This is a genomic window from Streptomyces sp. NPDC057950 (assembly GCF_042887295.1).
In the GTDB taxonomy this organism is placed as follows: domain Bacteria; phylum Actinomycetota; class Actinomycetes; order Streptomycetales; family Streptomycetaceae; genus Streptomyces; species Streptomyces kaempferi.
On sequence record NZ_JBHVPP010000021.1, the window covers coordinates 133895 to 145876 of the forward strand.

The following is an 11982-nucleotide window of genomic DNA, read 5'->3' on the forward strand; positions in this document are numbered from 1 at the left end:
CGCTAGGAGGACAGCCCCCACACCGCGTACGCCAGCGCGTCCGCGTTCCGGTTCAGCGCCGTGTCGTTGATGTTGGACGAGGTGTCGCAGGAGGCGTGGTAGCACCGGTCGAATGCCTGCCCCGAGGTGCCGCCCCACTTCGCCGCCTGCGCCGCCGTCTTGATGTAGTCGGCGCCGCTGAAGAGACCGCCGACCGGGATGCCCGCGTTCTTGAAGGGGGAGTGGTCCGAACGGCCGTCGCCCTCGGTCTCCGGCTCCGTCGCGACACCGAGGCCGGCGAAGTAGTCCTTGAACGTCTTCTCGATGGTGGGATCGTCGTCGTAGACGAAGTAGCCGGGGTTCGGAGAGCCGATCATGTCGAAGTTCAGATAGTCGCTGATCTTCGCCCGGTTCGCCGAGGACAGGTTGTTCACGTAGTACTTCGAGCCGACCATGCCCAGCTCCTCCGCGCCCCACCAGGCGAACCGCAGATGCTTGGTGGGCTGGTACTGAGCTCTGGAGACGGCGAGCGCGGTCTCCAGGATCGCGGCGGATCCGGAGCCGTTGTCGTTGATGCCGGGGCCCGCCGTCACGCTGTCGAGATGCGAGCCGGCCATGACGACATGACCCGTGTCGCCGCCGGGCCAGTCGGCGATCAGGTTGTAGCCGGTGCGGCCGGAGGACGTGAACTGCTGGAGGACCGTGGTGAATCCGGCCGCGTCCAGCTTCGCCTTCACATAGTCGATGGAGGCCTTGTAGCCGGTGCGGCCGTGCGCGCGGTTGCCGCCGTTGGCGGTGGCGATGGACTGGAGCTGGGCGAGGTGGCTCTTGACGTTGGCCACGGGGATGTCGGGAGCGGCGGCCGCGGCAGTGGGGGACGCGGTGGTGCGGGCGGGCGCCGCGCCGGATATCGCACCGGTCGTGAGGAGCGTGACGGCCGTGATGACGGCGGCCGAGGTGACGCGCCCGGGAACGGAGAGCTTCATGTGGGGGGCTCCGAATTCCATGGGGATTCCACGGGAATCCCACAGTGAATGGGGTGCCTGATGGTGAAGCTGTGGCTGACGTGCCGTCAAGAGCGCGATCCGGCCGCGCCGGGGCGGCCCGTACGTCACTGCACGCAGAACTCGTTCCCCTCGGGGTCGGCCATCACCACCCACTCGCCGCCCGGCTCCTTGACGTGCGCGAGGACGCTCGCGCCCAGTTCCTGGAGGCGGGCCACCTCGTCCGCACGGCGGCCGGGGCCCGCGTGCACGTCGAGGTGCAGCCGGTTCTTCGAGGCCTTGAGTTCCGGTACCCGCTGGAAGAGCAGCCGCCGGCCCTGCCCGATGCCGGTCTCCTCCTCGTAGGGGTCGTCCGGGTGGCGTACGGCGATCAGGTCCCGCCAGGCGCGGCGGCCGTGGGACTCGAGGGTGGCCTCCGGCGGGGCGGCGCCGAGGGCCAGGAGACGTTCGATCAGGGCGCTGTTGTCCTCCAGGCGGTAGCCGAGGGCTGCCGCCCAGAAGTCGGCCTGGGCGTGGGGGTCGGCCGCGTCGATGACGAGTTTCCAGTGCAGGGGTGGGGTGTGCGTCATGGAGTCACTCATAGTGGTTCCGCCCACGACGCGGCAACCGCCGCACCGGACCGCCCTGTACCCGGGGGCTCCGCTCCCAGATCCCCGTTCGGTCTTGAAGCGCGGGCCCGCGTATCCAGCCGTCCGGCGTCCGAGGACGAGCCCTTCGGGCGATGCGGAGGTCCGGGGGGGCGCAGCCCCTTGGCGGGGACCGGGGCGAAGACCCAAGAGAAGGGGGCGAGAACACCCCGGCAGGGTTACGGCTTGGCGTCCGCAGGCGTCGCGTCGGCCGGAGCGACCCGGGGCCCGACGACACCGGCCCGCCCGCGAAGCGCGAGCGCCCCCCGTCGAGCCGTCCGCAACGCGTCGAACGTCAGCAGCGACAACGCGAGCCACACCAGCGCGAACCCGGCCCACCGCTCGGCCGGCATGGCCTCATGGAAGTACAGGATCCCGAGCAGGAACTGGAAGACGGGAGCCAGGTACTGGAGCAGCCCCAGCGTGGACAGCGGGACCCGGATGGCGGCCGCGCCGAAGCAGACCAGCGGTACCGCGGTCACCACCCCCGTCGCGGCGAGCAGCGTCGCATGTCCGGCCCCGTGCGCGGCGAAGGTGGCGTCCCCCCTCGACCCGAGCCACAGCAGATACCCGAGCGCGGGCAGGAACTGGACCGCGGTCTCGGCGGCGAGCGACTCGATGCCTCCGAGGTTGACCTTCTTCTTCACCAGCCCGTACGTGGCGAACGAGAAGGCGAGGGTGAGGGAGATCCACGGCGGACGCCCGTAGCCGATGGTGAGGACGAGTACCGCGCCGAGGCCGACCCCGACGGCCGCCCACTGCACCGGCCGCAGCCGCTCCTTGAGGAGCAGCACGCCCATGGCGATGGTGACGAGCGGATTGATGAAGTACCCGAGGGACGCCTCCACCACGTGCCCGCTGTTCACGGACCATATGTAGACGCCCCAGTTGACCGTGATGACGGCCGCCGCGACGGTGATCAGCCCGAGCTTGCGCGGCTGCCGCAGCAACTCGCCGAGCCAGGCCCAGCGGCGCATCACGACCAGCGCGACACCGACCACGGCAAGGGACCACACCATCCGGTGGGCGAGGATCTCAAGGGCCCCGGCGGGTTTGAGCAGCGGCCAGAAGAGGGGGACGAGGCCCCACATCCCGTACGCCGCGAAGCCGTTCAGCAGCCCGATGCGCTGCTCGCTCCCGGCCGCCCTGGAGTTGGTGGAGCCGGTCGCGTCCCTCGCCTGATGCTGCACGGCCACCGGCCCTTTCTTTCGCACGGCTGCTCCCGCGTGCAGCCTCCAAGAAGGTAGCGCCGCGCACCCCCGCCTGTCATGTCCGTATCGCCATACGGTCATGACAGGCGGGGGTGGGGGGCCGGCGGGCCGGTGTCCGGGCGGGTCAGCCCTTCAGGGCCGCCGCGATCGACTCGGCGATCGGCGTGGTGGGGCGGCCCGTGAGGCGGGACAGCTCGCCGCTGGTCGCGGCGAGCTCGCCCTTCTCGATGGACGCGTCGACACCGGCGATGATCGCGGCGAGGGGCTCGGGCAGGCCGGCCCCGGCCAGGATGCCGGTGAAGGCCTCGACGGAGACGGGGTGGTAGGCGATGTCCTTGCCGGACTGCTTCGCGACCTCGGCGGCGTACTCGGCGAAGCTCCAGGCCGTGTCGCCGCTCAGCTCGTAGGTCTTGTTCTCGTGGCCCTCGCCGGTCAGCACGGCCACGGCGGCGGCCGCGTAGTCGGCGCGGGCGGCGGGAGCGATCCTGCCCTCTCCGGCGGCCTGGGTGACGGCGCCGTACTCGAGGACCGGGGCGAGGTTCTCGGTGTAGTTCTCGTTGTACCAGCCGTTGCGCAGCAGGGCGTAGGTGATGCCGGAGTCGGCGATGGCCCGCTCGGTGCCGCGGTGGTCGTCGGCGAGGGCGGCCGTCAGGCTGCCCGGGGCGCTGGTGTACGCGAAGAGCGCGACCCCGGCGGCCTTGGCGGCGTCGAGGACGACCTGGTGTTGGCGCACGCGGCCCTTGTCGAATTCGTTTCCGGAGATCAGCAGCACCTTGTCGCCGGGGGAGAAGACGGTGCCGAAGGTATCGGGCTCGTTGTAGTCGGCGACCGCGATCCGCACGCCGCGGGCCGCGAAGCCGGCGGCCTTCTCCGGGTCGCGGACGACGGCGGTGATCCGGTCGGCGGGAACCTTCTCCAGCAGTCCTTCGACGACGTGGCGGCCGAGGTGTCCGGTGGCTCCGGTGATGACGATGCTCATGGGTCAGCTCCTTGTGGGGTGATCTGTCACTAACCCTAGGAGGTGCGCTAACTATGGGAAAGTACCCACTTTGAAGTAAGGTACATACATGGCCGTAAGTACCCGAGCAGTCAGCAAGGCCGTCGCCGGTGAGCCGGCGGCCGGCAAGTACGACACCGGCGAGGCGATGTGCCCCTACCGCCTCGTCCTGGAACACGTCACCAGCCGCTGGGGTGTGCTCGTCCTGATCGAGCTCCTCGACCGCCCCCACCGTTTCAGCGAGCTGCGCCGGGCGATCGGCCGGGTCAGCGAGAAGATGCTCACCCAGACCCTCCAGACACTGGAGCGCGACGGTCTCGTCCACCGCGACGCGAAGCCCGTGATCCCGCCGCGCGTCGACTACTCGCTCACCGGACTCGGCCGCGAGGCCGCCGAGCAGGTGCGCGCGCTGGCCGTCTGGACCACGGACCGGATGGACGACGTCGAGAAGGCCCGCCACGCGTACGACGAGGCCCGGGCGTCAGGCACCCGGGCCTCCTGAACCGCCGGGTCCGGTCAGCCGACGACCGTCCAGGTGTCCCCGCCGGCGAGCAGCGTGGCCAGGTCGCCCTTGCCGTTCTGCTCGATGGCCGCGTCCAGTTGGTCGGCCATCTGGGTGTCGTAGACCGGCCGGTCCACGGAGCGCAGGACACCGATCGGCGTGTGGTGCAGGGTGTCCGGATCGGCGAGCCGGGAGAGCGCGAAGGCGGTGGTCGGTGACGGTGTGTGGGCGTCGTGGACCAGGATCCGCGACTCGTTCTCCGGGGTGACGGCGACGATCTTCAGCTCGCCGGTCGACGCGTCCCGTACGACACCCTTGGCGCCGTCCGTGCCGAAACGGATCGGCTGCCCGTGTTCGAGACGGATGACCGCCTCCTCGGCCTGCTGCTTGTCCTTCAGCACCTCGAAGGCGCCGTCGTTGAAGATGTTGCAGTTCTGGTAGATCTCCACCAGTGCCGTGCCCGGGTGGGCGGCGGCCTGCCGCAGGACGTCGGTGAGGTGCTTGCGGTCGGAGTCCACGGTCCGGGCGACGAAGGATGCCTCCGCGCCGATGGCCAGGGACACCGGGTTGAAGGGCGCGTCCAGCGAGCCCATCGGCGTCGACTTGGTGATCTTGCCGACCTCGGAGGTCGGCGAGTACTGGCCCTTGGTGAGGCCGTAGATCCGGTTGTTGAACAGCAGGATCTTCAGGTTCACGTTGCGGCGCAGCGCGTGGATGAGGTGATTGCCGCCGATCGACAGCGCGTCGCCGTCGCCGGTCACCACCCACACGCTCAGGTCGCGGCGGGAGGAGGCGAGCCCCGTGGCGATAGCGGGCGCGCGGCCGTGGATGGAGTGCATGCCGTACGTGTTCATGTAGTACGGGAAGCGGGACGAGCAGCCGATGCCCGAGACGAAGACGATGTTCTCCTTGGCGAGGCCGAGTTCGGGCATGAAGCCCTGTACGGCGGCCAGGACCGCGTAGTCCCCGCAGCCGGGGCACCAGCGCACTTCCTGATCGGACTTGAAGTCCTTCATGGACTGCCTGGCGCCCGCCTTGGGCACCAGAGTGAGTGCCTCGATCGTGTCCGCGCCTTCCGTGGTCGTCTCAGCCATCGATGGCCTCCTTGAGCACCTTGGCGAGCTGTTCGGCCTTGAACGGCATGCCGTTGACCTGGTTGTAGGAACGCGCGTCGACCAGGTATCTGGCCCGGACGAGGGTGGCGAGCTGACCGAGGTTCATCTCGGGGATCACCACCTTGTCGTACCGTCCCAGCACCGTGCCGAGGTTGTGCGGGAAGGGGTTGAGGTGGCGCAGATGGGCCTGGGCCACGGAGTCCCCGGCCGTCCGCAGCCGCCGTACCGCCGCGGTGATGGGGCCGTACGTCGAACCCCAGCCCAGCACCAGCGTGTCGGCGTCGCCCGAGGGGTCGTCGACCTCCACGTCCGGGACGTCGATGCCGTCGATCTTGGCCTGCCGGGTGCGCACCATGAAGTCGTGGTTGGCGGGATCGTAGGAGATGTTGCCCGTGCCGTCCTGCTTCTCGATGCCGCCGATGCGGTGTTCGAGGCCCGGCGTGCCCGGGACCGCCCAGGGGCGGGCCAGGGTCCCCGGGTCACGCTTGTAGGGCCAGAAGACCTCGGTGCCGTCGTCCAGTGTGTGGTTCGGGCCCTGCGCGAACCGCACCCGCAGGTCCAGGAGTTCGTCGATGTCCGGGACGCGCCACGGCTCCGAGCCGTTGGCCAGGTAGCCGTCCGACAGGAGCAGGACGGGGGTGCGGTACGTGAGGGCGATGCGCGCCGCCTCCAGCGCGACGTCGAAGCAGTCGGCGGGTGTGCGCGGCGCGACGACCGGGACGGGCGCCTCGCCGTTGCGGCCGTACATCGCCTGCAGCAGGTCGGCCTGCTCGGTCTTGGTCGGCAGCCCGGTGGAGGGGCCGCCGCGCTGGATGTCGATGACCAGCAGCGGCAGTTCGAGGGAGACGGCGAGCCCGATCGTCTCCGACTTCAGCGCCACCCCCGGCCCCGAGGTCGTCGTGACCGCCAGCGAGCCGCCGAAGGCGGCGCCCAACGCGGCGCCGATGCCCGCGATCTCGTCCTCGGCCTGGAAGGTGCGCACGCCGAAGTTCTTGTGCTTGCTGAGTTCGTGCAGGATGTCGGAGGCGGGCGTGATCGGGTACGAGCCGAGGTAGAGCGGCAGGTCGGCCTGCTCGGAGGCGGCGATCAGACCGTACGACAGCGCCAGGTTCCCGGAGATGTTGCGGTAGGTGCCGGTCGGGAAGGTGCGCTCGGCCGGGGCGACCTCGTACGAGACGGCGAAGTCCTCGGTCGTCTCGCCGAAGTTCCAGCCCGCCCGGAACGCGGTGAGGTTGGCCGCCGCGATGTCGGGCTTCTTCGCGAACTTGGTCCGCAGGAACTTCTCGGTGCCCTCGGTCGGCCGGTGGTACATCCAGGACAGCAGGCCCAGCGCGAACATGTTCTTGCTGCGCTCCGCCTCCTTGCGGGACAGCTCGAACTCCTTGAGCGCCTCGACCGTCATCGTCGTCAGGGGCACCGGGTGGACGCTGTAGCCGTCCAGGGAGCCGTCCTCCAGCGGGTTCGTCGCGTAACCGACCTTCGACATCGCCCGTTTGGTGAACTCGTCCGTGTTGACGATGATCTCGGCGCCGCGCGGCACATCGGCGATGTTCGCCTTCAGGGCGGCCGGGTTCATGGCCACGAGAACGTTCGGCGCGTCGCCCGGGGTGAGGATGTCGTGGTCCGCGAAATGCAGCTGGAACGAAGAAACGCCCGGCAGGGTGCCTGCGGGCGCTCGGATCTCGGCGGGGAAGTTCGGCAGCGTGGAGAGGTCGTTGCCGAAGGACGCGGTCTCGGAGGTGAAACGGTCGCCGGCGAGCTGCATTCCGTCACCTGAGTCGCCCGCGAACCGGATGATCACCCGGTCGAGCCGACGAACGTCCTTCGCTCCCGCCGGGTTGCGCTGTTCTCCTACGACGGCTTCGTCGGCCTGCTCCGCTGGGCTACTGACCTGGCTGGTCACTTAACTGGACCTCCTTCGAGGCGGCTGTCCGGGAGCGGCCTTCCCGAAGGCCTTCCCAAGACCAACCCTACGTCCGTAAGGGTCGCCTTCCCTCGGCGGTTCGCATGATGGACACCGTTTTGAGACGGTTCGACGCCATGACTTGTCATGATTTGCTCGCCCCCCGATGTTTCTCCCGAAGATGCTCCCCACTCACCTTCTGGTTCTCACGCCGACCTTGCGCCGTCCTCGTGCGAACCTCGTACCGGCCTCCCGGCCACCGCCTTCCGTGTGCCTGACACAGTGTCAGGCATTCAGGAGTTGAGGTAGGTCAGAACCGCCAGAACACGCCGGTGATCCCCGTCGCTCGGGGACAGCCCCAGCTTCAGGAAGATGTTGCTGACGTGCTTCTCCACCGCTCCGTCGCTCACCACCAGCTGTCGCGCGATCGCCGAGTTGGTCCGGCCCTCGGCCATCAGCCCCAGCACCTCCCGCTCCCGGGGTGTGAGCCCGGCCAGCACGTCCTGCTTGCGGCTGCGCCCCAGCAACTGCGCGACCACCTCGGGATCGAGCGCGGTACCCCCCTGGGCCACCCGGACCACCGCGTCCACGAACTCGCGCACCTCGGCGACCCGGTCCTTGAGCAGATAGCCGACGCCACGGCTGGAACCGGCCAGCAGTTCGGTGGCGTAGCGCTCCTCCACGTACTGCGACAGAACCAGCACTCCGAGTCCCGGGTGATGCTTGCGCAGTTGCACGGCCGCCTTGACGCCCTCGTCGGTGTGCGTCGGCGGCATCCGTACGTCGGCCACCACGACGTCCGGCAACGCGCCCCCGGCCGCCAGGTCGGTGATGGTCTTGATCAGTGCGTCGCCGTCACCGACACCGGCCACGACGTCGTGCCCACGGTCGGTCAGCAACCGGGTCAGGCCCTCCCTCAGCAGCACTGAATCCTCGGCGATGACCACCCGCACCCTGTCCTCCACGATGTTCGGCCCCCCACAGCCCGTACCCGGCCGGCGCCGGTTGCGCCCCGCTCGTACGACAGCCCTCAGCATTTCAGCATTCGGGCCGGCGGGCCCCCGGGCAACGGGAATCGCCGGGGCGAGCCGGGTCGGAGAGGGCTCAGGGGGTGGCGCGAGGGGCGTCATCGGGTGGCGCGTGGGGCGTCAGGGGGGATCACGACGCCCGGCCGGTGCCGCGGCGGACGTTCGCCTGCCGCGGCATCGGTAGTACGGGGCGGATCAGCCCCGCCAGGGCAGCTCCGCCGTGATCCTGGTGGGGCCGCCCGCGGGGGAGTCCACGACCAGGATCCCGTCCACCGCGTCCAGCCGCTCCGCGAGCCCCGCCAGACCCGAGCCGGCGGAGGCGTCGGCGCCGCCCACTCCGTTGTCGACGACCTGAAGCATCAGCCGGTTCTCGATGCGCCAGACGTCGACCGTGGCCCGGGTCGCCCGCGCGTGCTTGCTGATGTTCTGCAGCAGCTCGGAGACGGTGAAGTAGGCGATGCCCTCGATCGCCGGGGCGGGCCGGGCGGGAAGGTCCACGTCCACGGCCACCGGCACCGTGCAGCGCGTCGCGACCGAGGAGAGGGCCGCGTCGAGCCCGCGGTCGGTGAGGACCGCCGGGTGGATGCCCCGGGCCAGGTCGCGCAGCTCCTGCAGCGCCGTCTTCACCTCGCCGTGCGCCTCGTCCACCATCCGCGCGGCCGCCCGCGGGTCCTCGGTGAGCTTCTCCTTGGCCAGGCCGAGTCCCATCGCGAGGTTGACCAGCCGGGCCTGGGCACCGTCGTGCAGGTCCCGCTCGATGCGCCGCAGGTCCGCCGCGGCCGTGTCGACCACGACCCCCCGGTCCGACTCCAGCTCGACCACCCGGGTCGCCAGCCGTGACGGCCCGAGCAGCCCCAGCACCATCAGCCGGTCCACCGTCGTCAGCGCCCGTACGATCCACGGCGTCGCCATGGTGATCAGCAGTCCGAGCAGCGCGGTCACGGTGATCTCGAAGGGGTTGTCCAGGTAGATGCTGTGAGTGCCGTCGCCGTAGAGCTGAAGGCCGCCCTGCCCGCCGTAGACGGGGAAGAGCCAGAACCACAGCGGATACGTCAGCATCGCCCAGCCGTACGCCCAGAAGGTCAGCGCCACCACGAAGGAGAACACCGCCCACGGGAACTGCAGCACCGCGTAGAGCAGATGCCGCCACGACGAACCGTTCTTCAGGATCGCCCCCATCCACGCCATCGCCCCCTGCCTGCGTACGAGCACGGGCTCCGGCGAGGCGACCTCGACCCCGAGCAGCCCGCGCGCCCGCGCCCGCTCCAGCGCGCCGAACCCGCGGCAGCCCGCCAGCGCTCCGGCGAGCACCGGGACCCCCAGGAAGGTGACCAGCAGGCCGGCGCCCAGCGAGAACATCGTGACGGCGAACGTGAACATGGTGATGCTGAGCGGCAGGCCCAGCATCACGTAGCCGAACTCGCGCCAGCTGCGGGCCTCGACCGGCGCCCGCAGCGCCGCGGGGAGGCGGTGGCGCCGCTCCCCGGCAGCCGCCCCGTGGAATCCGGGCCCGCTCCCGTGCCCGTACCCCTGTCCGTACTCGGTGGCCATCGGCGTCGTCCGTTCTCTCGTCCTGCTCATCGGCTCGTACCCCAACCCTGCTGGCTGGGGAGCGTGGGGGACATGGAGCGGGTCGGCGTCTTGGGGCGGGGGTTTTCCCTACCCCGGGTAGGGCGGTCGGGGGTCGGGGGCGTCGGGTCCGCGTGGGCGGAGTGGCGGTCGGGGGGCGGGTCGTTCCGGGCGTCGGGTCGGCAGGGGCGTCGGGTGGCCGTGCTCCCGCGGGTCACCGTGGCCACCTGGGCTGCGGGGCGGCTCGCGGAGGCGCGGGGCCGCGGAGGTGCAAGACATAGGAGTGCGGGGCCCCGGAGATGCGGGCTGCGGAGGTGCAAGACGCAGGAGTGCGGGGCCGCGGAGGTGCGAGACACAGGAGTGCGGGGGCGCATGGGTACAGGCCTCCGGGGTCCCCGGGGTGTTGGGTGACCCCGGAGGCAGGGAGGCAGGGAGGCAGGGAGGCAGGGAGGCAGGGAGGCAGGGAGGCAGGGAGGCGCGGAGGCCCGGAGGCCCGGAGGCGCGGAGGCCCGGAAGCCCGGAGGCCCGGAAGCCCGGGGATGCGGGGATGCGGTGGGGCGCTCGTGACCGGCCGGGCGCGCCGCCCGCCCGGTCGGGCCCACCTGATCGACGCGGCACGCCTACCGCGCCGGTTCGTCCTGCCTGTCCCGCCAGGGCAGTTCCGCCGTGATGGTGGTCGGGCCGCCGGGCGGTGAGTCGATGACGAACAGCCCGTCCACCGCGCCGAGCCGGTCCGCGAGCCCCGCCATCCCCGTACCCCCGTCGAGCCGCGCGCCGCCCCGCCCGTCGTCCTGGACCTGTATGAGCAGCCGCTGGTCCGTCCGCCACACGTCGACGGACGCGGACCTCGCCCCGCTGTGCTTGCTGATGTTCTGCAGCAGCTCGGAGACGGTGAAGTACGCGATGCCCTCGATCGCCGCGGCCGGTCTCGACGGCAGGTCCGCGGTCACCTTCACCGGCACCGTGCAGCGCGTCGCGACCGAGGAGAGGGCCGCGTCGAGCCCGCGGTCGGTGAGGACCGCCGGGTGGATGCCCCGGGCCAGGTCGCGCAGCTCCTGCAGGGCCAGTTTCACCTCGCCGTGCGCCTCGTCGACCATGGCCGCGACGGTCTCGTCGGCCTGGCCCTCAAGGAGTTTCTCTTTGGCCAGGCCGAGTCCCATCGCGAGGTTGACCAGCCGGGCCTGGGCACCGTCGTGCAGGTCTCGCTCGATGCGCCGCAGGTCCGCCGCGGCCGTGTCGACCACGACCCCCCGGTCGGACTCCAGCTCGGCGATGCGCCGCTCCAGCTCGTCGGAGGGCGACAGCAGCCCGCGCACCATCGCCCGGTCCACGTTGGTCAGCCCCCGGGCGATGAACGGCAGTACCGGCCACAGTACGAAGAACGACACCAGCGTGACCGTGAACGTCAGCACACCCCACGGCAGCCTGATCAGGTCGTACAGCACCGTCCGCCAGCCCACCGGGTCCTTCAGGCTCGACCACAGCCAGGAGAAGAAGCCGGTCCGGCGTACCGGCAGCGGGCTCGGCTCGTCGATCCGCAGGCCGAGCAGCGCGCGTGCCCGCGCCCGCTCCAGCTTGCCCAGCTGTCGTGCGCCCAGCAGGCCGCCCGCGAGCAACGGCAGTCCCACCACCGTCACCGCGAGCGCCGAGCCGGTGGACACCATCGTCACGACGTACACGAAGCCGAAGATCGAGACCGGCAGATTGGCGAGCAGGTGCGCGATCTCCTGCCAGGTGCGGCGGCCGAGGGCGAGGCGCGGGGACGGCAGCCGGTCGCCGTCGGGCGCCGCGCCGGGCGTGCCGTCGGACGGCTCGTCGGGTGTTCCGGCAGTCGTCCCGGGGGATGTCCCGCCTTGCGGGGCGACGGCGGTGATGCGTTCGGTCATATTCGCTAGCCTGCCCGGCGGCGAGCCACCGCGCCATGAGGTGACCCGCCCCGATCCACTGGGGAAAGCCCTACCTTCGTGACGTTCCGTGCTGTGCCGGGCGCCGTGCTGCGGTCAAATGGGAAGCGATCGCGAGAGACGGACGGGAATCCCGTGGCGCAC

10 protein-coding genes are annotated in these 11982 nt (G+C 70.8%); 1 reads left to right on the forward strand and 9 read right to left on the reverse strand.

The window, feature by feature from the left end:
• Positions 1-2: 2 nt before the first annotated feature.
• The 4 genes from ACFVTC_RS31010 to ACFVTC_RS31025 all read right to left on the reverse strand — a co-directional run bounded on the left by ACFVTC_RS31010 (position 3) and on the right by ACFVTC_RS31025 (position 3799).
• A complete protein-coding gene (locus tag ACFVTC_RS31010) occupies positions 3-965 on the reverse strand; it encodes a M28 family metallopeptidase (RefSeq protein ID WP_390131857.1) in 963 nt (320 codons plus the stop codon).
• A gap of 125 nt (positions 966-1090) precedes the next feature.
• Positions 1091-1552, reverse strand: coding sequence for a VOC family protein (locus ACFVTC_RS31015; RefSeq protein WP_390131795.1), 462 nt, complete (start codon positions 1550-1552; stop codon positions 1091-1093).
• Positions 1553-1788: 236 nt separating this feature from the next.
• The gene (gene rarD / locus ACFVTC_RS31020; protein ID WP_390131858.1) at positions 1789-2799 is read right to left on the reverse strand and encodes an EamA family transporter RarD; all 1011 of its coding nucleotides are present in this window, start codon (positions 2797-2799) and stop codon (positions 1789-1791) included.
• 145 nt (positions 2800-2944) lie between these two features.
• Positions 2945-3799 carry an SDR family oxidoreductase gene (locus ACFVTC_RS31025; RefSeq protein ID WP_390131796.1) on the reverse strand — a complete coding sequence of 285 codons (855 nt, stop codon included), beginning with the start codon at positions 3797-3799 and terminating at the stop codon, positions 2945-2947.
• Between the two features lie 88 nt (positions 3800-3887).
• On the opposite strand from ACFVTC_RS31025, the gene ACFVTC_RS31030 reads away from it, so the two are divergent.
• The gene (locus ACFVTC_RS31030; RefSeq protein ID WP_390131797.1) at positions 3888-4319 is read left to right on the forward strand and encodes a winged helix-turn-helix transcriptional regulator; all 432 of its coding nucleotides are present in this window, start codon (positions 3888-3890) and stop codon (positions 4317-4319) included.
• Positions 4320-4333: 14 nt separating this feature from the next.
• Here the strand turns inward: ACFVTC_RS31030 and ACFVTC_RS31035 are convergent, their stop codons facing one another.
• From ACFVTC_RS31035 to ACFVTC_RS31055, 5 genes are all read right to left on the reverse strand, one after another.
• Entirely contained in the window at positions 4334-5413 is a 1080-nt protein-coding gene (locus ACFVTC_RS31035) for a 2-oxoacid:ferredoxin oxidoreductase subunit beta (protein ID WP_390131798.1), read from the reverse strand.
• Positions 5406-7337: a 2-oxoacid:acceptor oxidoreductase subunit alpha gene (locus tag ACFVTC_RS31040; protein WP_390131799.1), complete on the reverse strand. Its 1932-nt coding sequence runs from the start codon at positions 7335-7337 to the stop codon at positions 5406-5408. The genes ACFVTC_RS31035 and ACFVTC_RS31040 overlap by 8 nt, the downstream gene beginning before the upstream one ends.
• A gap of 293 nt (positions 7338-7630) precedes the next feature.
• Positions 7631-8290, reverse strand: a complete 660-nt coding sequence (locus tag ACFVTC_RS31045; protein ID WP_329323727.1) for a response regulator transcription factor — start codon at positions 8288-8290, stop codon at positions 7631-7633.
• 270 nt (positions 8291-8560) lie between these two features.
• Entirely contained in the window at positions 8561-9916 is a 1356-nt protein-coding gene (locus ACFVTC_RS31050; protein WP_390131859.1) for a sensor histidine kinase, read from the reverse strand.
• A gap of 638 nt (positions 9917-10554) precedes the next feature.
• Positions 10555-11820, reverse strand: a complete 1266-nt coding sequence (locus tag ACFVTC_RS31055; RefSeq protein WP_390131800.1) for a sensor histidine kinase — start codon at positions 11818-11820, stop codon at positions 10555-10557.
• Positions 11821-11982: the final 162 nt, after the last annotated feature.

Bases quoted from the DNA above. Each gene is read 5' to 3' on its own strand.
- ACFVTC_RS31010 (WP_390131857.1), bottom strand. From the start codon at position 965: ATGAAGCTCTCCGTTCCCGGGCGCGTCACCTCGGCCGCCGTCATCACG.
- ACFVTC_RS31015 (WP_390131795.1), bottom strand. From the start codon at position 1,552: ATGACGCACACCCCACCCCTGCACTGGAAACTCGTCATCGACGCGGCC.
- ACFVTC_RS31025 (WP_390131796.1), bottom strand. From the start codon at position 3,799: ATGAGCATCGTCATCACCGGAGCCACCGGACACCTCGGCCGCCACGTC.
- ACFVTC_RS31030 (WP_390131797.1), top strand. From the start codon at position 3,888: ATGGCCGTAAGTACCCGAGCAGTCAGCAAGGCCGTCGCCGGTGAGCCG.
- ACFVTC_RS31035 (WP_390131798.1), bottom strand. From the start codon at position 5,413: ATGGCTGAGACGACCACGGAAGGCGCGGACACGATCGAGGCACTCACT.
- ACFVTC_RS31050 (WP_390131859.1), bottom strand. From the start codon at position 9,916: ATGGCCACCGAGTACGGACAGGGGTACGGGCACGGGAGCGGGCCCGGA.
- ACFVTC_RS31055 (WP_390131800.1), bottom strand. From the start codon at position 11,820: ATGACCGAACGCATCACCGCCGTCGCCCCGCAAGGCGGGACATCCCCC.